The organism is Phenylobacterium sp. Root1290 (assembly GCF_001425305.1).
Lineage (GTDB): Bacteria > Pseudomonadota > Alphaproteobacteria > Caulobacterales > Caulobacteraceae > Phenylobacterium.
The window spans coordinates 378,796-398,800 of sequence record NZ_LMEE01000003.1; the positions used below are offsets into that span (position 1 = coordinate 378,796).

A 20,005-nucleotide genomic window follows, 5' to 3' on the forward strand; every position below is an offset into this window, starting at 1 on the left:
GCGGCTGTCCGGGATCCCTTCGCGCGGGTAGCAGCCGAGTTTGGCGGGGCCGCGCTACAGCTTGCGAAATCTGGTGTTCATGGGTCCCGGTCTTGCTGCGCTAACCGGGATGACAGCTGTTGGTTCTAACCGACCCGCGGCAGCAGTTCGCCGAGGATGCGGGCGAGGTCGCCTTCGCGGAAGGGCTTTTGCAGGACCGGCGAGCCCTTGTCGGCGTCGCGCAGGCCAGCGTCGCCATAGCCGGTGGCGAAGGCGAAGGGGGCGCCGCGCTCACGGAGCAGATCGGCGAGCGGGAAGATCGGCTGGCCGCCGAGATTGACGTCGAGCACCGCGCAGTCGAGCTCGACGCTGTTGGCGAGCTCGATGGCCTCGTCCAGGCGCGAAGCGGGGCCGACGACCTTGCAGCCGAGGTCCTCGAGCATGTCCTCGATGAGCATCGAGACCATCATCTCGTCTTCCACCACCAGCACCCGCAGGCCGGCCAGCGCGTTCAGTCCGGTCATTCCGTGGGCTCCAAGACCTGTAGGGGGAGTTCCATGCGACAGGACAATCCCGTCGGATGATAGTCCAGTCGAACGCGGCCAGCGAGTTCTCCCGCCAGGCCGCGTTCCAGCAGCCGGCTGCCGAAGCCGCGGCGGTCGGGTTTGACCACCTCGGGGCCGCCGGACTCGGTCCATTCGATCACCAGGCGCCGGTCGGGCTGCTGGTCCTGCAGGCCCAGCCGCAGCGCGACGTGGCCGTTGGGCGTGGAGAGTGCGCCGTATTTGAGTGCGTTGGTCGCCAACTCGTGGATCGCCATGCCCAGCGCCACCGCCGCCTTGGGGCGCAGGCGCACGTCCTGATCGCCGTGCACCGTGAAACGGGCCCCGCCGCCCTCGCGCCCGCCGCCGTGCGGTCGCAGCTCGGCCGCCAGGATGTCGAGCAGGCTGGCGCCTTCCCAGTTCTGGGCGGTGAGCAGGTTATGGGTCTGTGACAGGGCCATCAGCCGGGCTTCGAACGCCTTGTGGTAGGTCTCGATATCCTTGGCGTTCAGCAGGCTCTGGCGGGCGATGGATTGTACTGAGGCCAGGGTGTTTTTGACCCTATGATTAAGCTCGTTCAGCAGCAGGCGCTGGCGCTCCTCGGCCAGGCTGCGTTCCCTGACCTCGGCGCGGGCCGACTGGTGCAGGCGCACATTGTCGATGGCGACTGCGGCCTGGGCGCCGATGCCGGCCATCAGATGCTCCAGCCGCTCGGAGAAGCGCCCGGCCTCGGGGTGGCCGAACAGCAGGGCGCCCAGCACCTCGCCGGACCGGGAGATCACCGGCACCCCCAGATAGCTGCGCACCGGCAGGTGGCCGCGGGGCATGCCGTGGAAGGGGGCGCTGCGCCCATAGCGGGGGTCGGCGGTGATGTCGTCCGAACGCAGGATGCCTTCGCCGTTGAAGGTCGGGGCGAAGATCGCCGTCTTGCGCACCATCGGGAAGTGGTCGAAGGCCGACCGCGGCGCGCCTGACAGGCTGTAGAGGGTCAGCGTGTCGCCGTTGTCGTCGAAGGCCGTGTAGAAGAACGCGCCGAACGCGGCGCCCGTCAGTTCGACCCCGCCGTCGACGACGGTCTGCACCACCTGCTCCAGATCGCCGCCGGCGCCGATGGAGGCGGCGATGCGATTGAGGGCGTCCGCGCGGACGGTTTCTTCGGCCAGCGCGGCGCGGGCGGCCGCAAGGCTCGCCTCAAGCGCCGCTATCTCGGCGGTAGTGGTGTTCGTCATGCTCACGACTGCACGGCGCCCCAACGGTGCGGAGGTCTGACGCAAACCAAGGTTGTTTTACCAGCTTGGTCAAGAGGCTACGCCCATGGGGCTAGTCTTCTTCGCGTTCCTTCGGCGGCGAGATCTTCAGAACGGTGATCTGGTTGCGCTCGCGGCGGACGACCTGGAAGCGGTGGCCGTAGAAGGTCCAGGTCTGGCCGACCTTGGGAATGGTCTGGGCTTCGTGGATGACCAGGCCGGCGACGGTGACGGCGTCATCGTCGGGCAGATCCCAATCGAGCGCGCGGTTGAGGTCGCGGATGGCGACCCAGCCGTCGACGACGACGGAGCCGTCGGTCTGGCGGCGCACGCCTTCGAGGGCGCTGTCGTGCTCGTCCTCGATCTCGCCGACGATCTCCTCGAGGATGTCTTCCAGGGTGATCAGGCCTTGCAGCGCCCCATATTCGTCGACCACCAGGGCGAAGTGGCTCTGGCGTTTCAGGAACGCGCTCAGCTGGCTGTTGAGGGACGTGGTCTCGGGAATGAACCAGGGCTCTCGGGCCAGGGCCGGGATGTCGATCGCCTCCAGCTTGCCGCCGCTGGCCGCCATCGCCGCCAGCACGTCCTTGGCGTGGAGCACGCCGACGATGTTCTCCGGATCGTCGCGGTAGAGCGGCACGCGGCTGTGCCCAGTCTCCAGAAGCTCGGCGAGCAGGTCCTTGGGACCCAGGGCGGCGTCGATCATCGAGATCGAGCGGCGATGGACCATGACCTGGGTGACGTCCATTTCCGACAGGTCCAGCACGCCGCCCAGCATGTGGCGGTCGCTGGAGGCCACCAGGCCCTCGGAGTGATGGTACTCGACCGCGCCGCGGATCTCTTCGTGGGCGGCCAGGACGTCGGTCTCCATCGACAGCTTGATGCCGAACGGGCGCAGGGTCAGGCGCACGATCCACTGGGCGGCGTTGGCCAGCGGCCCGAAGATCCGCACCACCCAGTAGGTCGGGATCGACAGGGCGCGGGCGACGTCGTCGGCGCGGGCGATGGCCAGGGTCTTGGGCAGGATCTCGCTGAAGATGACGATCAGGACGGTCATCAGCGCGGTGGCGATCAGGGCGCCGACCGGACCGGGGAAGGCCGTCGACAGCGCCACCGTCGTCAGGGCCGAGGCCCCGATGTTGATGACGTTGTTCGAGAGCAGGATGGCCCCGATCATCTTCTCCTGATCGGTCATCATGCGGTTGATGCGCTTGGCGGCGCGATCGCCTTCGCGCTCAAGCTGATGCATCCGCGCGCGGCTGGCGGCGGTCATCGAGGTTTCGGCGGCGGAGATCAGGCCAGAGAGCGAGAGCAGGACGACCAGCGCGGGCGCCAGGCCCGCGAGGATGGCGATGATCGTCACGGCAGCGCACCGTCGGCGACCAGGAAGTCGCGGACGGCCTGCCCGTCGACGTTCTTGGCCACGAAGGCGTCGCCCAGGGCGCGGGCGAGAATGAAGGTCAGCTTGCCGCCCTCGGCCTTCTTGTCCTGGGCCATGTGGCGCACGAGCTTGCGCGCGTCGAACGCGCCTGAGCCGACCTGGTCGAGGCGGGTCGGCAGGCCGGCGGCGGCGATGGCGGCCTCGGCGCGCTGGGCGTCCTGGCTGGCGCAGAGCCCCTGGGCGGCGGAGAAGCGGAAGGCGATGGCGCTGCCGGCGGCGACGGCCTCGCCATGCAGCAGGGCCTCGCCGTAACCGGTCTCGGCCTCCAGCGCGTGGCCGAAGGTGTGGCCAAGATTGAGCAGGGCGCGGCGGCCGGCTTCCTTCTCGTCCTCGGCGACGATCTCGGCCTTCATCTCGACCGAGCGTGCGACGGCGTAGGCCAGGGCGTTGGGATCGCGGGCGAGCACGGCGGCGGCGTTGGCCTCCAGCCACTCGAAGAACGCAAAGTCGCCGAGCAGGCCGTACTTGATGACCTCGGCGTAGCCGGCGCGCATCTCGCGGTCGGGCAGGGTGGCGAGCAGGTCGAGGTCGGCCAGCACCAGGCGCGGCTGGTGGAAGGCGCCGATCAGGTTCTTGCCGCGCGGAGTGTCGATGGCGGTCTTGCCGCCGACGGACGAGTCGACCTGGGCCAGCAGGGTGGTGGGGATCTGAACGAAGTCGATGCCGCGCTTGTAGATGGCGGCCGCAAAGCCCGCGAGGTCGCCGACCACGCCGCCGCCGAAGGCCACGATCAGGTCGCCGCGGTCCAGTTCAAGCGCCAGCAGGCGGTCGCTGACCTCGGCCAGGACCTCCCAGCTCTTGGAGGGCTCGCCGGCCGGGACGACGATCGCCTGGGACGAGATGCCGGCCGCCGCGAGCGCCTTGGTCAGCCGCTCGCCATGCAGGGCCCAGACCGTCTCGTCGCTGACGATCGCCGTGCGGCCCTGCTTCAGGAACGGAGCCAGGTGCACGCCGGCCTGGTCCAGCAGATCCCCTCCGACCACGACGTCGTAGGCCCGATCGCCGAGGCCAACGCGGACGGTGCGGCTCATTTGGCTTGTTCCTCGAGGTAGCTGGTCAGGGCCCGGATCACCTGTTCGACGGCGACGTGGTGGGCGGTGTCGCCGGTTTCGACGGTGACGTCGGCCTCGGCGTAGACGGGGTAACGCTTTTCGGCGAGCTCGGTCAGGACTTGGAGCGGGTCCTTGCCAGAGAGCAGCGGGCGGCTGTCCTTGCGCCCGACGCGCCGCACCAGCACCTCCAGGTCGGCCTTCAGCCAGACCGAGATCGAGCGCTCCTTGATGAGCTTGCGGGTCTCGTCGTTCATGAAGGCGCCGCCGCCGGTGGCGAGGACGTGGGGCGGATCTTCCAGCAACCGGGTGATCACGCGGCGCTCGCCTTCGCGGAAGGCCGGTTCGCCCATCTCGGCGAAGATATCGGGAATAGACCGGCCGGCGGCGGCCTCGATCTCGACATCAGCGTCCTTGAACGGGAGTTCAAGTGCGTTGGCGAGGCGGCGGCCGACGCTTGATTTGCCAACCCCCATCAGGCCCACAAGGGTGATGGTGCGGGCGCGCAGCGGTGTGTAACGGTCCATGAACGGGGAGGGTCTTACACGAGCATGTGCCTCGACGCCAAGTTGACCGTACTGCAAAGCTGGCACCGATGAGCCGTAAGCTTACCGTCCTGACGCTAGGCGCTTTCCTGATCGGCGCCGTTCCCGCCCTTGCGCAGCCGGCCGTGGAAGTGACGCCGCTGGCGGCGCCCGACTACTTCGCCAACGCCGGGCGAGACACGGGCCTGCCGCCCGATCTGTGGCGCGGGGCCTCGGTGGAGACAGCGCGCACCGTATTGCCGCTGCTGGCGGCCAAGCCTTTGTCCCCGGCCGCGGGCGCCCTGGCCCGGCGGGTGCTGGCCACCGGCGCGGACGGTCCGCAGGGCGCGGGCCAGGATCGCGACCTGGCCGGCGCGCGGATCGCCGCCCTGATCGCCCAGGGGGCGGTGAAGGACGCCGGGGTGATCCTGTCGCGGACCTCTGGACTGGAGCAGAGCCCGGCCCTGGCCCAGGCCGGCGCGGAGGCGGCGCTGCTGGCGGGCGAAGATGAGCGCGCCTGCGCGATCGCCGCGCGGCTGCCGACTGGACGCGAAGAGATTTACTGGCTGCGGCTGCGGGCCTATTGCCAGGCGCGCGAGGGCCAGGCCGCAGCGGCCCAACTGACCTTCGACCTGGCGCAGGGCGTGGCGCGCGACGCGACCTACGGCCGGCTGATGGGGGTCAAGCTGGCGGGCGCCGGAAGCCCTGGCGCGGCCTCGCTGCGGAACGGCCTGGACTATGCGCTGTCGCGGAGCCTTGGCCTCGATCTGGCGGCCGCGACGCCGGCGCCGGCGGTGGCCGCCGCGCTGGCGAGCGCCGAGCCCGGCGTCGCCGTCTGGAACATCGAAAACGGGCCGGGTCCGCTGAAGGCGGCGATGGCGGCGGTGGCCGCCGGCGACCTGGCCGGCGCGCAGGCGCTGCGGGCCGGACTGACCGCAGATGCGACGCCGGTCAACGACCTGGCGCTGCTGGACGCGTTGATCGCGGCGGCGAGCGGCAAGCCCGACGGCCCGACCCTGGACCGGCTGGTCGAACGCGGCGCGGTTTCGGACGCCAAGGCGCGCGGCAAGATGCAGAACGCGGCGATCCTGCTGGCGGCGCTGGGCGCGCCGATGGGACCGCAGGCGCGGGGCGAGTTCGCGAAGTTCGCGGCGGCCGAACCTGGCAAGGCGACGGTGGCGCGGGGCCTGGCTCTGGACCTGGCCGGCGAAGCCAGGCTGATGGGCGAGACCGCTTTGCTGGCGCTCTGGATCAGCGCCGACGCCGGTGCGGCCGGCCCGCCGATCGGTGACCGGGCGCGGATCGTGCGGGCGCTGCGGCTCGCCGGGCTGGAGCCGGACGCGCGCGCCTTCGCGGTCGAAGGACTGCTGGCGCAGAGATGAGCGGCGCCGGCTGGATCGAGGCTTTCCTGGAGATGATGGCGGGAGAACGCGCCAGCGCCAGGAACACCCTGACCGCCTATGGCAAGGACCTGGCCGACGCGCAGGCGTTCCTGAAAGGTCGCGGCGTCGATCTCAGCACCGCCGGGGCGACGCAGGTCGAGGCCTATTTCGCGGCCCTGAGCGATCGGGGCCTGTCGCCGGCGACGGCGGCGCGGCGGCGCTCGGCGGTGCGGCAGTTCTACCGTTTCGTGCTGGGCGAGGGCTGGCGGGCGGATGATCCCTCGCGGCGGGTGGACGCGCCCAAGAAGGGGCGGCCGCTGCCCAAGGTGCTGAGCCGGGCCGAGATGGACGCGATCATCGCCGCGGCCGGGGGGCGTGACGGGGCGCAGGGTCTGCGGCTGGCCTGCATGGTCGAGCTGGCCTACGCCTCGGGTTTGCGGATCTCCGAGCTGACCGCGCTGCCGCTGTCGGTGCTGGCGCGCGACCCTGCCTATCTGATCGTCAAGGGCAAGGGCGGCAAGGAGCGGCTGGCGCCGCTGAACGACGCCGCCCGTGCGGCGGTGAAGGCCTATCTGGAGGTCCGCAAAGGCTTCCTGCCCAAGGGCGACGCGGCGAATCCCTGGCTGTTTCCGTCACGCAGCAAGGCCGGGCGCCTGACCCCGCGGCGGTTCGCGCAATTGCTGGACGAGGCGGCGGCCGACGCCGGGATCGATCCTGCCCGCGTCAGCCCGCACGTGCTGCGCCATGCGTTCGCGACCCACCTGCTGGAGGGTGGGGCCGACCTGCGCGTGGTGCAGAAGCTGCTGGGCCACGCCGACATCGCCACGACGCAGATCTACACCCACGTCGCGGGCGATCGCCTTCGCGAGGTGGTGGAGACCAAGCACCCCCTGGCGAAGAAGTAGGCGGCGCTCTCAGAGTTCGCCGCGCCTCACCCCGTGATCCGGTACCTGCCCGTGCCGTCGGGACAGACGCGGACATAGCGCTGCTCGCTGCCCGAGACCTGGGCCGGGGCCAGGCGGCACTGCATGCGGTCGTAGTCGCCATAGGCGTACTGGCCCGACTGCCGGCCGCGGTCGAAGTCGCTCTCGCGGTACGGGATGGTCTGGTCGTAGCTGTAATAGTAGCCGCGCTCGTCGCACTTGGCCGAGGCGCGGCCGACGCCGAGGCCGATACCGCCGCCGACCAGGGCGCCCAGCACCGCGCCTTCGGTCCGCACGCCGCTGCCGGCGACATTGGAGCCGAGCGCGCTGCCGAGCAGGGCGCCGATGACGGCGCCGCCGATCGAGCGGTTGGTCTTGCTGTTGGTGCAGGACGGATCGTTGCTGATGTAGCTGGTGGAGGTCGAGGCGTCCTGGGCGTAAGTGTCGGCGCTCCACACCGGCGGCGGGCCATAGGCGCGCTGATAGGCGCCGGTTCCCCAACGACGGTCGTAGTCGGTGCGCGCGCGGTCATAGGCGGCCAGCCGCTGTTCGTAGTCGAACCGGCTCTGGCTGGAGCCTGGCGCACCGGTCGCGGGCTGATAGCTGGGCTCCGACCAGGTTGGGGCCGGGCCGTAGTTGCGGGCGTACGAGCCATAGCCGTACTGGCGGTCGTACTGCTCGCGCGAGCGTTCCCAGCGGGCGCGAGCGGCCTCGTAGTCCTGGCGGGACTGTTCGTAGGCGGCGCGGTCGGCCTGATAGCGGTTCTGGTCATACTGGTATTGCGGCGTCGGTCGCGGGTCGGAGTACGGGTTCGGCGCGGGGGACGGATACTGGCTCTCGTACTGGCCTTGGTACTGACCCTGGTACTGGCCCTGATAAGGGCCCTGATACTGGGCGAGGGCGGGCGTGGCGGCGGCCGCGATGACGGCGGCGGCGGCGATGACGGCTTTGGTGGCTTGCATGGGCGACTCCTGGACCGCAACAAAACGTGAGCGGGCCGCAGCAGTTGCAGTCGGCGCCGGGCGGCGGCTTGACGTGCGGGGCGCTATGGCTGTTCCTCGGGGTTGTGAGGCGCGCGCTTCGGGCCTAGTTTCCGCCGCTTCCGCAAACGGAAAGGGAAGATTCCTCGTATGGCCGCGCACTATCTCGAGTTCGAGCGTCCGATCGCCGACCTCGAAGCGAAGATCGAGGAATTGTCCAAGCTGTCGGAGACGACCGGCTCTGGAACCCTGGACGCCGAGATCGAGGCGCTGCGCGCCCGCGCCCAGGAAGTTCGCCGCCAAGCCTATTCCAAGCTGGACGCCTGGCAGAAGACCCAGGTCGCCCGCCATCCCGACCGCCCGCACTTCATCGACTATGTGAGCGGCCTGATCGACGAGTTCGTCGAGCTGCGCGGCGACCGCAAGTTCGCCGACGACCAGGCGCTGATCGGCGGCCTGGGCCGGTTCCGCGGCCAGCCGGTGGTGGTGATCGGCCACGAGAAGGGCCGCGACACCGTCAGCCGCGTGAAACACAATTTCGGCTATGCGCGCCCCGAGGGCTACCGCAAGGCCATCCGCCTGATGGAGCTGGCCGAGCGCTTCAATCTGCCGGTCATCAGCTTCGTCGACACCCCGGCCGCCTATCCGGGCGTGGGCTCGGAAGAACGCGGCGTGGCCGAGGCCATCGCCCGCTCGACCGAAAAGAGCCTGATGCTGGAAGTGCCGATGATCGCCATCGTCACCGGCGAGGGCGGCTCGGGCGGGGCGCTGGGCATCGCCTGCGGCAACCGGGTGCTGATCCTGGAGCACGCGATCTATTCGGTGATCCCGCCGGAAGGCGCCAACTCGATCCTGTGGCGCGGCGCGCGCACGGCCGAGGAAGCGGCCAAGGCGATGAAGATCACCGCCCAGGACCTGATCGGCATGAAGATTGTCGACCGGATCATTCCGGAGCCGCCGGGCGGCGCTCACTCTGACAAGGAGGCGATGGTCGCCGCGGTCGGCGACGTGATCGCCGACGAGCTGGCGCAGATCGCCGACATGACCACCGAGCAGCTCAAGAAGCAGCGCGCCGACCGCTTCTACGCCATCGGCCGCAGCGGCCTGCAGTAAGCTCCAGCGCTAAACGGCTTGCCTGACGCTCCGGCGCCGGGTTCATTGTCTTCCAAACAACCGTTTGGGAGGGCGCGATGGCCTTGAAGACCCGTTTCACCGAGCTCGTGGGTGTCGAGCACCCCGTCGTCCAGGGCGGCATGCAGTGGGTCGGCCGCGCCGAGCTGGTCGCCGCCGTGGCCAACGCCGGGGGCCTGGGCTTCATCACCGCCCTGACCCAGCCGACGCCGGACAAGCTGCGCGAAGAGATCGAGCGCTGCCGCTCGCTCACCGACAAGCCGTTCGGGGTGAACCTGACCATCCTGCCGGCGATCAACCCGCCGCCCTATGCCGAATATCGCCAGGCGATCATCGACAGCGGCATCAAGATCGTCGAGACGGCGGGCAACAAGCCGGCCGAGCACGTCGAGGAATTCAAGAAGCACGGGATCATCGTGATCCATAAGTGCACCAGCGTCCGCCACGGCCTGTCGGCCGAGCGCATGGGCGTCGACGCCATCTCCATCGACGGCTTCGAGTGCGCTGGCCACCCGGGCGAGGACGACGTCCCCGGCCTGATCCTGATCCCGGCCGCGGCCGACAAGATCAAGATCCCGATGATCGCCTCGGGCGGTTTCGGCGACGGTCGCGGCCTGGTCGCGGCCCTGGCGCTGGGCGCCGAGGGCGTCAACATGGGCACGCGCTTCATGTGCACCAAGGAAAGCCCGATCCATCAGGCCATCAAGGAGCAGATCGTCGCCAACGACGAGCGCGCCACCGACCTGATCTTCCGCACCATGCACAACACCAGCCGCGTCGCCCGCAACGCCGTCAGCCAGCAGGTGGTGGCGCTGGAGAAGCAGGGCGCCAAGTTCGAGGACGTGCGCGAACTGGTCGCCGGCACTCGCGGCCGCAGCGTCTACGAAGTGGGCGACAACGACGCCGGCATCTGGTCGGCCGGCCAGATCCAGGGTCTGATCCACGACATCCCATCCTGCGAGGAGCTGGTCAGCCGCATCGTCCGCGAGGCCGAGGAGATCATCCACGGCCGCCTGGCCCGCTTTGCGCCGAACAAGCAGGCGGTCCCGGCCTAACCGCCGAACTGATCGCCGAAAAAGAAGAACCCGCCGGAGCGCGAGCCCCGGCGGGTTTTCTATTGGCTATGCCTGTCGGCCGCCCGCCCGTGGGGTGGGCGGGCGGCCTCCCAGGCTTAGTAGCGCAGGGTCGCGCCCATGTAGAAGAAGCGACCGCGGTTATCGAAGTTCGACGAGCCCGTGCCGACGCCCTGGAAGGTTTCCGGCAGGTAGGGAGGGTTCTCGTCGGTCACGTTCAGGATGCCGGCGCGCATCGAGACCTGATCGTTCAAGGTGTAGGTCACCTTGATGTCGTGGTTGTAGTAGTCGCCCGTGTAGTACGGGGCGAGCTGGGTGTCGGTGAAGGCCGTCGTCGAGGCCATCGAGCCGATGTAGTGCGTGGTCCAGCTGACGCCCACGTCCTCGTAGGTCCACTGGATCGTGCCCTGGGCCTTCCACTCCGGCGTCGCGTTGGTGATGGTGTTCGCGAACTGGGTGTAGGCTTGGCCCGGCAGGCCCTGCTGGGCCCAGCGGTACATCCAGGTGCCGTCCAGACGCATGGCCAGCTGGCCCCACGGCTTGTTGATGGCGTCCTGGAGATCGAAGCCGTACTGGATCGAGGCGTCGTAGCCTTCGACCTTCACCTTGGCGACGTTCTGGTTGGTGAGGATGACCTCGACCACGCCGCCGGGGACCGCGCCGCCGTTCGTGCCGGTCGGGTCACGAATGATGAGCGAGCAGAACGGGTTCGAGGCGTAGGCGTCCGTCGACTGGTAGCAGAGGTCCTGCAGCAGGGTGTTGATCGGGATCGTGCCGACCTGGTCCTCGATGTTGTACTTGAAGAAGTCGAGGGACATCTGCAGGCGCGGGATCCAGCGGGGCTGGATGACCACGCCGACATTGTAGGTGTTCGCCGTTTCCGGGCCGAGGTCCGGGTTGCCGCCTTGCAGCAGCGGCAGCGACGGGCGGCCGGTGCCGAAGTTCGAGACGAAGGTCGCCGGGTTGTAGTTGGCGATGGCGGCCGAGCAGGTCGCCAGGCGCAGGGCCTTGTTTGTGGCGCTGGCGACAGCGTAGCTGTCCTTGTCGCAGGGGTCGATGGCCGCGGTGGTGAAGTTGCGGCTCTGCGGCGAGTACAGCTCGACGATGTTCGGCGCGCGCACGGCGGTGCCTTGCGAGGCGCGGAAGCGGACGTCGTCCACAGGGGCCCAGTCCAGGCGGACCTGGTACTGGTCGGTCTGGCCGATCGAGGAGTAGTCGGCGACGCGGCCGGCGACTTCGAAGGTCAGTTCCTTGGCGAACGGCAGGTCCTTCAGGATCGGAACGCGCAGTTCGGCGAAGGCTTCCTTGGTGTCGTACTCGCCCTGGCGGGTGCCGATGGCGTTGAAGAACAGCGCGCCGGAGGCGCCGAGGGCGTCCTGGGCGAAGAAGCTCTCTTCCTTGCGGTATTCGGCGCCGATGTTGACGCCGACATGGCCGGCCGGCAGCTCGAACAGGTTCGTGCCGATGTTACCGGCGACGACGGTCTGCTTCACTTCCTGGTCGGTGACCGAGCTGGCGTTGGTCCAGGCGACGGCGGCCTGGTTCGGGCCGTTGATCAGATCCCACGGCACGCAGCCCGCGGCGCGAGCGGCGACGTCGCGGCAGACGACCTGGCCGTTGACCAGCACCGCGTCGGTGGCTTGCTGCACGCGCGCCACGCGCGGGACGTTGTACGAGGTCGTCGTGCCCGTGGTCTTGCCGTACTGGGCGTACCAGTCCCAGTTGAACGTGCGGCCGACGGCCTCGAAGTCGCCTTCCATGCCGCCGAGGAGGCGGAGCGTTTCGCGCTCGGTCTTCACGTCACGGCCGCCGAACTCGGTCCAGAACTTGCCGACCTGGGCGGTAGAGCCCTGGGTCAGGGTCTTGCCGGCCGCGAGCCATTCGGCGCGCAGGGCCGCAGCGGTCGAGCCAGAGCCGTTCAGGTAGGCGTTGTCGCCCTTCAGGGTGACCGGCATGGTGCCGCCGCCCTGGGCGTTGGAGAACGGCGGCTGGAAGAAGCCGAAGCCGTCGACCTTGGAATAGGTGACGTCCGCGAAGACCTTGATGTCGTCGGTGATGCGATAGTCGGCATAGCCGCGGATGGTGCCGCGTTGCGACTTGGCCTGCAGGGCGTTCAACGAGGCCGAGTAGAACAGGGCGTCGTCCTGGCAGGTCGGCTGGACGGCCGGGGTCGAGCAGGGGGCGCTGAGGCGGACGACCTGGGACGGATTGCGGTAGTCCAGGGTGACCGCGCGGGCCACTCCCACCGCGCCGGGCGTCAGCTGGAAGGTGGCGGTCGGGGTGGTGTTGGTCTTGCTGGCCGGGATCACCGTCTGCGGGTTGGCCAGGTTGTTGCGGCGGATGCCGGGATAGCCCCAGTCGCGGTCGACCTGGAAGATCGGCTCTTCGCGCGAGACTTCACCGCCGACCAGGATGTTGAGGCGGTCGTCCAGCAGCTTCGTGCCGTACATGCCCGAGATCCGGAAGGTCTCGCCGTCGCCTTCCTGCGAGGTCCCGACCTGGCCCTCGATCTGGAAGCCGTCGAACTCCTTCTTCATGATCAGGTTGACGACGCCGGCGATGGCTTCCGAGCCGTAGACCGCCGAGGCGCCGCCCGCGACGGTGTCGATGCGCTCGACCATCATGGCCGGCAGCAGGTTCAGGTCGACGGCGGGCGAGGACGCGTCCGAGAACACGATCCGGCGGCCGTCCTGCAGCACCAGGGTGCGCGTCGGGCCAAGGCCGCGGATGTCGGCGCGGGCCTGACCGGCGAGGAACAGCGTCGAGGACGTGTTCTGGCCGTTGCTGGCGGCGCTGATCATCGGGATGTCGAGCAGCATGTCGCCGATCGACAGATTGCCGGAGGCGGCGATCTGCTCGGACGTCAGCACCGACACCGGAACCGGCGAGTTGAAGGTGTCGCGACGGATGCGCGAACCGGTGACGACGATCTCGTCAACGGCGACTTCCTGGGCGGAAGCGATAGCAGGCACGGCGAAACTGGTCGCCGCAACAGAGCCGAGCAATACGGCTCGAAGCGCGTTCTTCATTGGAACTTTCATCTGGCCCCCCGGCCTGAGTGAGGAAGAGGGCTCCGGATGGGTCGCCGGAGCCACGGTTTCTCAGCCGTACCGCGACGTCAGGTTGTTACGCTCGCTTGTGCGATTGTGACTCTTGAACGTCGCTCGGACGGCGAGCCGGGACGCTTCCATGCGTTCGTTACGCCTGCAACGAAAAAGTCACAGTTTCGCAACGGTGAAGTCACGTGTGTAACAGAAGGGTCATGTGTGCGGCGTATGCGTCACACTTGTGACGGCGGGCCAGGCGCAGTCCGTCAGCCGGGCAGGCTTCGCCCGGCTGAGTTTCGGCTCAGGCGATGGCCCTGAGCGCCGCGCCGAGCTCGTCGACGCTTTGCGGTGTGACCGCCCAGGAGCACATGAAGCGCACCGAGCCGTCCAGGAAACGATAGGCGAACCAGCCGGCGGCATGGAGGCGGCCAAGCGTCGCATCATCCATCTCGACGAACACCGCATTGGCTTCGACCGGGTGGGCCAGCGGAAAGGGCGACAGCGCCGCCAGCCTCCGGGCCATGGCGTTGGCGTGCTCGGCACGGGTGACGAAGGCGCCGCTCTCGAGCATGCCGATGAAGGGCGCGGCGTAGAACCGGCCCTTGGACGGCAACTGGCCTGACTGCTTAAGCCGGGCGTCGAAGCGCCGGGCCAGGGCGCGGTCGAAGATCACCACCGCCTCGGTGGCGGTCATGCCGGCCTTCGTCCCGCCGACCACGAGGATGTCGATCCCGAGCGAGCCGATCGCCTTGAGGTCGAAGCCGGCCGCTGCGGCGTTGGCGAGCCGCGCGCCGTCGAGGTGGACGCCGAGCCCCTTGGCCTTGGCCGGGGCGATCAGGGCGGCCATGTGCTCAAGCGAATAGACCGTGCCGTATTCGGTGGCGTTGGTTAGCGAGAGCGCGGCGGGCGACTGGCGGTGGGCCACGTCGGGCTGGCCGAGCGGCGCGGCGAGCGAGGCCGGATCGATTCGGCCCGAGGCGCCCGGCAGACCGACGAGGCCAAGTCCCTGGCCGAAGAACCCCGGGGCGCCGGTCTCGTCGGTGCAGACATGAGCGTGCTCGTGCGCCAGCACGGCCTCGAAGGGCCGGCAGAGCGTGGCCAGGGCGATGGCGTTGGCCGCGGTGCCGGAGGCGACGAAGCGGACCTCGGCGTCGGCGTCCAGCAGGGCGCGCACGGCGTCGGCGGCGCGGGCGCTGATCTGGTCGCTTCCGTAGCCGGAGGTGAAGCCGCTGTTGGCGGCGACGATCGCCTCGATGGCTTCAGGCGCGGCGGGGGCGGTGTTGTCGGAGGCGAAATCGTAGCGGGCCATGTCTCAGTCCTAGCCCGCGCCCCGGCGGAGGCGAAACCGCGTTTTTCGCTTTCTTCATAGAACCCCGGCAAGTTCGCCGTGGGGAGTATCGAATGGGCGATTCCAGGGCGGCAGACCTTACGTCCCGATTGGCGAGCGTGGCCCGGCTGACACCGCATTCGGTGGTGCTGTGCGACCCGGCCGGCCGGATCGACTGGGTCAATGACGGCTTCACGGCGATGACCGGCTACAGCTTCGACGAGGTGAAGGGGCTCACGCTGGCCGAGGTTCTGCGCTGCCCGGACGCCGATCCCGAGACCTGGGCGATGATGGACACGGCGGCGGCGGCCGGCGAAGGCTTCCGCGCCGAGGTCGTCGACCAGACCAAGGATGGGCGGCGGATCCACGTCGACGTCGATATGCGGCCGAGCTTTGCAGCCGACGGCGCCCTGGACGGCTTCATCGTGATCACGGCCGACGTCTCGGCCGCGCACGCCACCCGCGAGCGGCTCACGGCGGCGTCGCTGGCGCTGACCTCGGCCGGACGGCTGGCCAGGCTAGGCGGCTGGGAGGTCGATCTGCTCGAAGGCGTCGTCCGCTGGAGTTCCGAACTGACGGAGCTTTTCGGCCGTCCGACGCAAGTCGAGAACCACATGGAATCCATGGCGGTCTACGCCGAGGAAGAGCGAGAGTGGGTCCTGGAGCATGTGCGCGAGGCGATCTCGACCGGGGTGTCGATCGACTTCGAGGCCCAGGCGATCCGCGCCGACGGGGAACGGATCTGGCTGCGGGTCATGGGCGAGCCGCGCATGGTCGATGGGCGGTGCGTGGCGCTGCACGGCGCGAGCCAGGACGTCACCGCTCAGCGCGAGGCGACGGCGGAGCTGCGTGAGTCCGAGCGCTTCGGTCACGGGGTGATCGACGGCCTGGCCGCCTATCTGTCGGTGGTCGACGAGAAAGGGACGATCATCGCCGCGAACTCGGCGTTCAAGAAGCTGGGCGCGGAACTGGTGGGCGGCGCCTATCCGATGGGGCGCAACCTGTTCCGGGTGTTCGAGAGTTTGCCGAACGGACGCGGCAAATACCTGGTCCGCGGCGTGAAGTCGGTGATCGCCGGCGAGGTCGAGAGTTTCAACCGGGCCTATCAGGCGCGGGACGGCGAGTGGTTCCGTCTGACCGCCGCGCGGTTCCAGGGCGAGGGGCCGGTGCGCTGCGTGGTCATCACCCAGTCGATCGAGGACCTGAAGCGCTCGGAGCGGCGGCTGAAGGTGCTGAACAAGTCGCTGAAGCGGGCCCGCGACCAGGCCAATGCGGCGAACGTCGCCAAGTCGGCCTTCCTGGCGACCATGAGCCATGAGATCCGCACTCCGCTGAATGGCGTGCTGGGCATGGCGCAGGCGATGGATCGCGACGAGCTTGCGCCGGTCCAGCGCGAGCGGCTGGGCGTGGTGCGGCAGGCCGGCGAGACGCTGCTGGCGCTGCTGAACGACCTGCTGGACCTGTCGCGCATCGAAGCTGGGCGCATGGAGCTGGAAGACAGCGTCGTCGACATCTTCACGCTGATGCAGGGGGTGGAGTCGACGTTCGGGCCGCTGGCGGCCGAGAAGGGACTGACCCTGGAGCTGGAGGTCGAGCCGGCGCTGAAGGGGACGTGGACGGGTGATCCCACCCGCCTGAGGCAGGTGCTTCACAACCTAGTCTCCAATGCAGTGAAGTTTACCGCGCAGGGCAAGGTCTGCGTGCGGGCCTTGCGGCGCGCCGGCAAGCTGATCGTCGAGGTCTCGGACACCGGACCGGGGATCGCGCGCGAACGGCAGGGCGCGCTGTTCCAGAAGTTCGTGCAGGAGGACGCCTCGACCACGCGGCGCTACGGCGGCTCGGGGCTGGGGTTGGCGATCTGCCTGGAGCTGACGCAGCTGATGGGCGGCAAGATCTCGGTGGCCTCGCAGCCGGGGGAGGGCGCGACCTTCACCGTGGCCCTGCCGCTGGCGCGCGCCAAGGCGCAGCTGGCGCCGGCGCCGGAAGCGGCCGCCCAGGTTCCGTCCGGCGACCTGCGGGTGTTGGCCGCGGAAGACAATCTGGTGAACCAGATGGTGCTGCGCACCTTGCTGGGGCAGCTCGGCGTCCAGGTGCGGTGCGTCGACGACGGTCAGGCGGCCATCGAGGCGGCGGCCGAGGGTGGCTGGGACGTCATCCTGATGGACGTGCAGATGCCGGTCATGGACGGCCCTACGGCGGCGCGACGCATTCGCGCCCGCGAAGAGGCCGAGGGGCTGCCCCGCACGCCGATCATCGCGCTTACCGCCAACGCTATGGCCCACCACGAGGCCGAGTACCTGGCGGCGGGCATGGACGTCCTGGTGCCCAAGCCGCTGGAGGTGGAGCGGCTGATCGGCGCGATCTCCGCGGTGGTCGGGGAATAGCGCCGATCAACGGGCGGCGGAGTTCTCAGCCGTGCTCCCGTCCCCAGGCCTGCACGTCGGCGACGAAGAGGTCGGGCTCCTCCATGGCGGCGAAGTGGCCGCCGCGGGGCTGGTCGCTCCAGCGCACGATGTTGTAGGCGCGCTCGGCCCAGGCGCGGGGCGGAGCGGTGTAGAGCGGCTCGCCGGGGAAGTTGGCGAAGGCCGTCGGGGTTTCGCAACGCTGGCCTTCGGCCAGGGCCAAGCCGCCCTCTTCGAGGAAGCCGCGATAGTACCAGGCGCCGGTCGTGAAGCTTCCGGTCATCACGTAGAGCATGATGTTGGTCAGCAGCGCGTCCTTGGGGTGGACCTGATCGAAGGGCTTGTCGCGCAGGTCCGACCAGTCGTGGAACCGTTCGGCGATCCAGGCGGCCTGGCCGACCGGGTTGCCCGCGCCCATCCAGGCCAAGGACTGGGGCTTGGAGGCCTGGAGCCGGAAATAGGCGCCCATCAGCTCCATCATCTGGCCCTGACGGGTCAGCCAGGCGACCTCGGCCTCGTCCTTGGGACCGCCGAACGGACGCAGGGCCATCATGTTCAGGTGGATCGCGCGGACGTAGGCGCCGTGCTCGTGTCCGAGCCAGGAGGTGACCATCGCGCCCCAGTCGCCGCCCTGGGCGAGATAGGTCGAATAGCCGAGCACCTGCGTCATCAGGGTGTTGAACAGCCGCGCGGTGGTGCGCTGGCCGATCGGGCGGACCGGCTTTGACGAGAAGCCGAAGCCGGGCAGGGACGGGATCACCAGGTCGAAGGCGTCCTTTGGGTCGCCGCCGAAGCGGCTGGGGAAGGCGAGCTTCTCGATCGAGCCCCAGAACTCGTAGTGCGAGCCCGGCCAGCCGTGGGTGAGCAGCAGCGGCCGCTTGCCGCCGGCCTCGCCGACCACGTGCAGGAAGTGGATGTCGTAGTCCTCGACCTTGGCGGTGAACTGGGGGAAGCGGTTGAGGTCTGCCACCGCCGCGCGCCAGTCGTAGGCGCCGGTCCAGTGGGCGCAGAGGTCCTTGAGGTAGGCGCCGTCGCAGCCATAGGCCCAGCCGTCCGGAACCTCAGGGGCGGGCGGCCAAGGATAGGCGCGGACCTGGTCCAGCACCGCCTGCACGGCCTCGTCGCTCCAGGCGACTTCGAACGGTTGAACCATGTTACCCCTCCCAATCTTGTTGGGCGGAAAGATGCTCGCCTTACCCCAAGGGGCGTCAAGGGGGTGCGAGCTACGCTTCCGGCCGCAGGCCCTTGGCCAGGGCGTGGCCGAGCTGGCGGTTGAGGGTGCGGGCCATGCCCTTGGGCAGCTTGCCGGCCAGTTCGAGCGTCACCGCGCCGTGGGTGGCGGCCCAGAACATGCGGCCGATCTCCTCGGGGTCGCCTTCCATGACGCCGGCCTCGACCAGGCCCTTGATGTAGGCCGACTGCATGGCGTTGGCGCGGGCGGCGGCGGCGACCAGCTCGGGATAGTCCTTCTCGTGCGGCTGGTTGAGGTCGAACATCAGCTTGTAGGTCTGCGGGTGTTCGAAGGCGAAGTTCAGATAGGCCTCGCCGACAGCCGAGCTCTTGGCCTTGGCGCTGCCCTGGGTGGTCGAGAGCGCGGTCTCCAGCGCCTCGGCGAAGCGGTTGAAGCCGTTGGTGCGCACCGCCGCCAGGATGTCTTCCTTGTCGGTGAAGTAGCGGTACGGGGTCATCGGGCTGACCCCCAGTTCGGCGGCCAACTGGCGCATGGTCACCGCGTCCGGTCCCTTCTCGGCGAACAGCTTCTCCGCCGCGTCGCACAGGCGTTCGCGGAAGTCGGCGACATCGGACTCGGAGAGGACGCGGGGCATTGGTAAACTCGACCCAAAGAAAGTGCTTGTCCTGGGTTAGCTCTTACGTAATAAATTTACAACGTAAAAAGGCGAGGAAGCGATGTCGGACTGGGATGTGCTCGTCGCGAAGGACGATCTGCGCAAGATCGAGGTGCGAAACGCCCCACCACGGGCGCCCTTGGCGGACGGCGAGGTCCGGCTGGAGGTCGAGCGTTTCTCGCTGACCGCCAACAACATCACCTACGGCCTGATCGGCGAGGCCTTCGGCTACTGGAAGTTCTTCCCGGCGGGCGAGGGGCTGGGCCGCATTCCGGTCTGGGGCTTTGCCACGGTGGTGGAATCCAACGCCGCCGACGCGCCGGTCGGCCTGCGGGTGTTCGGCTATCTGCCGATGTCGAGCAGCTTCACGGCGCGGCTGGCGCGCAAGGGCGGCGGCTTCATCGACACCTCGGCGCACCGCGCCGAACTGCCGCCGACGTACAACGCTTACGCCGAGGCGCCGGAAGACGCCTCGGACGACCACCGGGCGCTGCTGCGGCCGCTGTTCATGACCTCGTGGCTGCTGGACGATTTCCTGTCCGAGGACGCGGCGATCAAGACCCTGGTGCTGTCCAGCGCGTCGAGCAAGACGGCGATGGGCCTGGCCTGGTTCGCGCGGCGGCGCGGCGTGCCCGTGGTGGGGCTGACCTCGCCGGGCAATGCAGGGACCCTGGCGGGCCTTGGCCTCTATGATCGCATCGTGCCGTACGGCGAGGCCGGATCACTGAAGGTCGAAGGGCCGGCTGTGTATGTCGATTTCGCCGGCGACGCGCAGGTGAACCAGACGGTGCATGAGGCGCTGGGCGGTGAGCTGGCGCGCAGCATCATCGTCGGCGGCACGCACTGGAGCGGCGATCGCGCGCCGCGCGCCCTGGCCGGGCCGCAGCCGGTGCTGTTCTTCGCCCCCGACCAGATCCGCAAGCGCGCGGCCGAGTGGGGGCAGCAGGAGCTGGACCAGCGGTTCGTCGCGGCGCTGCACGAGTTCGTGGCCGACGCGCGCTGGCTGAAGCTCAAGCAATCGACGGGCCCGGAGGGCCTTCTGGCCGCCTATCGCGAGGTGCTGGAAGGCCGGGCCCGGCCCGACGAAGGACATATCATTCGACCGGCGTGA

Annotated in this window: 16 protein-coding genes; 6 read left to right on the top strand and 10 right to left on the bottom strand. The window is 69.1% G+C overall.

Annotation, left to right across the window (positions count from 1 at the left end; all coding sequences use genetic code 11):
- Window positions 1-125: 125 nt before the first annotated feature.
- The 5 genes from ASC79_RS16405 to ASC79_RS16425 all read right to left on the bottom strand — a co-directional run bounded on the left by ASC79_RS16405 (window position 126) and on the right by ASC79_RS16425 (window position 4,785).
- On the bottom strand, window positions 126-494 hold the full coding sequence (locus ASC79_RS16405) for a response regulator (protein ID WP_200937230.1): 369 nt from the start codon (window positions 492-494) through the stop codon (window positions 126-128).
- Window positions 495-499: 5 nt separating this feature from the next.
- Window positions 500-1,750: a sensor histidine kinase gene (locus ASC79_RS16410; protein ID WP_056022087.1), complete on the bottom strand. Its 1,251-nt coding sequence runs from the start codon at window positions 1,748-1,750 to the stop codon at window positions 500-502.
- A gap of 91 nt (window positions 1,751-1,841) precedes the next feature.
- Complete coding sequence (locus tag ASC79_RS16415) at window positions 1,842-3,125, bottom strand: HlyC/CorC family transporter (protein ID WP_056023625.1); 1,284 nt, start codon at window positions 3,123-3,125, stop codon at window positions 1,842-1,844.
- A 2-nt stretch (window positions 3,126-3,127) separates the two neighbouring features.
- A complete protein-coding gene (aroB, locus tag ASC79_RS16420) occupies window positions 3,128-4,240 on the bottom strand; it encodes a 3-dehydroquinate synthase (RefSeq protein WP_056022084.1) in 1,113 nt (370 codons plus the stop codon).
- Complete coding sequence (locus ASC79_RS16425) at window positions 4,237-4,785, bottom strand: shikimate kinase (protein WP_056022081.1); 549 nt, start codon at window positions 4,783-4,785, stop codon at window positions 4,237-4,239. Before ASC79_RS16425 ends, aroB begins: the two co-directional genes overlap by 4 nt.
- A 68-nt stretch (window positions 4,786-4,853) precedes the next feature.
- Here ASC79_RS16425 and ASC79_RS21715 point away from each other — a divergent pair, with 68 nt between their 5' ends.
- Both ASC79_RS21715 and ASC79_RS16435 read left to right on the top strand, forming a co-directional pair.
- Complete coding sequence (locus tag ASC79_RS21715) at window positions 4,854-6,164, top strand: hypothetical protein (protein WP_056022079.1); 1,311 nt, start codon at window positions 4,854-4,856, stop codon at window positions 6,162-6,164.
- Window positions 6,161-7,069: a site-specific tyrosine recombinase XerD gene (locus ASC79_RS16435; protein ID WP_056022076.1), complete on the top strand. Its 909-nt coding sequence runs from the start codon at window positions 6,161-6,163 to the stop codon at window positions 7,067-7,069. The genes ASC79_RS21715 and ASC79_RS16435 overlap by 4 nt, the downstream gene beginning before the upstream one ends.
- Window positions 7,070-7,095: 26 nt before the next feature.
- On the opposite strand, the gene ASC79_RS16440 is transcribed toward ASC79_RS16435, so the two are convergent.
- Window positions 7,096-8,049 carry a hypothetical protein gene (locus tag ASC79_RS16440; RefSeq protein WP_056022073.1) on the bottom strand — a complete coding sequence of 318 codons (954 nt, stop codon included), beginning with the start codon at window positions 8,047-8,049 and terminating at the stop codon, window positions 7,096-7,098.
- Between the two features lie 168 nt (window positions 8,050-8,217).
- Between ASC79_RS16440 and ASC79_RS16445 the strand changes: the two genes are divergently transcribed.
- Window positions 8,218-9,180: an acetyl-CoA carboxylase carboxyltransferase subunit alpha gene (locus tag ASC79_RS16445; protein WP_056022070.1), complete on the top strand. Its 963-nt coding sequence runs from the start codon at window positions 8,218-8,220 to the stop codon at window positions 9,178-9,180.
- A 77-nt stretch (window positions 9,181-9,257) separates the two neighbouring features.
- Window positions 9,258-10,253: a nitronate monooxygenase family protein gene (locus ASC79_RS16450; RefSeq protein WP_056022067.1), complete on the top strand. Its 996-nt coding sequence runs from the start codon at window positions 9,258-9,260 to the stop codon at window positions 10,251-10,253.
- A 116-nt stretch (window positions 10,254-10,369) separates the two neighbouring features.
- Here ASC79_RS16450 and ASC79_RS16455 read toward each other — a convergent pair whose 3' ends face one another.
- Together ASC79_RS16455 and ASC79_RS16460 are read right to left on the bottom strand one after the other, a co-directional pair.
- On the bottom strand, window positions 10,370-13,300 hold the full coding sequence (locus ASC79_RS16455) for a TonB-dependent siderophore receptor (RefSeq protein ID WP_056022064.1): 2,931 nt from the start codon (window positions 13,298-13,300) through the stop codon (window positions 10,370-10,372).
- Between the two features lie 319 nt (window positions 13,301-13,619).
- Window positions 13,620-14,627 (bottom strand): low specificity L-threonine aldolase, encoded by a 1,008-nt coding sequence (locus ASC79_RS16460; protein ID WP_056022061.1) that lies wholly within the window; start codon window positions 14,625-14,627, stop codon window positions 13,620-13,622.
- Between the two features lie 92 nt (window positions 14,628-14,719).
- Here ASC79_RS16460 and ASC79_RS16465 point away from each other — a divergent pair, with 92 nt between their 5' ends.
- The gene (locus tag ASC79_RS16465) at window positions 14,720-17,029 is read left to right on the top strand and encodes an ATP-binding protein (protein WP_082532175.1); all 2,310 of its coding nucleotides are present in this window, start codon (window positions 14,720-14,722) and stop codon (window positions 17,027-17,029) included.
- Between the two features lie 25 nt (window positions 17,030-17,054).
- Here ASC79_RS16465 and ASC79_RS16470 read toward each other — a convergent pair whose 3' ends face one another.
- Window positions 17,055-18,200, bottom strand: coding sequence for an epoxide hydrolase family protein (locus tag ASC79_RS16470; RefSeq protein WP_056022055.1), 1,146 nt, complete (start codon window positions 18,198-18,200; stop codon window positions 17,055-17,057).
- A 70-nt stretch (window positions 18,201-18,270) separates the two neighbouring features.
- Window positions 18,271-18,873 (bottom strand): TetR/AcrR family transcriptional regulator, encoded by a 603-nt coding sequence (locus ASC79_RS16475; protein ID WP_056022052.1) that lies wholly within the window; start codon window positions 18,871-18,873, stop codon window positions 18,271-18,273.
- An 82-nt stretch (window positions 18,874-18,955) separates the two neighbouring features.
- Here ASC79_RS16475 and ASC79_RS16480 point away from each other — a divergent pair, with 82 nt between their 5' ends.
- Entirely contained in the window at window positions 18,956-20,005 is a 1,050-nt protein-coding gene (locus tag ASC79_RS16480; protein ID WP_056022046.1) for a DUF2855 family protein, read from the top strand.

Bases quoted from the DNA above. Each gene is read 5' to 3' on its own strand.
- ASC79_RS16480 (WP_056022046.1), top strand. From the start codon at position 18,956: ATGTCGGACTGGGATGTGCTCGTCGCGAAGGACGATCTGCGCAAGATC.
- ASC79_RS16410 (WP_056022087.1), bottom strand. From the start codon at position 1,750: ATGACGAACACCACTACCGCCGAGATAGCGGCGCTTGAGGCGAGCCTT.
- ASC79_RS21715 (WP_056022079.1), top strand. From the start codon at position 4,854: ATGAGCCGTAAGCTTACCGTCCTGACGCTAGGCGCTTTCCTGATCGGC.
- ASC79_RS16455 (WP_056022064.1), bottom strand. From the start codon at position 13,300: ATGAAGAACGCGCTTCGAGCCGTATTGCTCGGCTCTGTTGCGGCGACC.
- ASC79_RS16460 (WP_056022061.1), bottom strand. From the start codon at position 14,627: ATGGCCCGCTACGATTTCGCCTCCGACAACACCGCCCCCGCCGCGCCT.
- ASC79_RS16475 (WP_056022052.1), bottom strand. From the start codon at position 18,873: ATGCCCCGCGTCCTCTCCGAGTCCGATGTCGCCGACTTCCGCGAACGC.
- ASC79_RS16450 (WP_056022067.1), top strand. From the start codon at position 9,258: ATGGCCTTGAAGACCCGTTTCACCGAGCTCGTGGGTGTCGAGCACCCC.
- ASC79_RS16425 (WP_056022081.1), bottom strand. From the start codon at position 4,785: ATGGACCGTTACACACCGCTGCGCGCCCGCACCATCACCCTTGTGGGC.
- ASC79_RS16440 (WP_056022073.1), bottom strand. From the start codon at position 8,049: ATGCAAGCCACCAAAGCCGTCATCGCCGCCGCCGCCGTCATCGCGGCC.
- aroB (WP_056022084.1), bottom strand. From the start codon at position 4,240: ATGAGCCGCACCGTCCGCGTTGGCCTCGGCGATCGGGCCTACGACGTC.
- ASC79_RS16445 (WP_056022070.1), top strand. From the start codon at position 8,218: ATGGCCGCGCACTATCTCGAGTTCGAGCGTCCGATCGCCGACCTCGAA.
- ASC79_RS16435 (WP_056022076.1), top strand. From the start codon at position 6,161: ATGAGCGGCGCCGGCTGGATCGAGGCTTTCCTGGAGATGATGGCGGGA.
- ASC79_RS16470 (WP_056022055.1), bottom strand. From the start codon at position 18,200: ATGGTTCAACCGTTCGAAGTCGCCTGGAGCGACGAGGCCGTGCAGGCG.
- ASC79_RS16465 (WP_082532175.1), top strand. From the start codon at position 14,720: ATGGGCGATTCCAGGGCGGCAGACCTTACGTCCCGATTGGCGAGCGTG.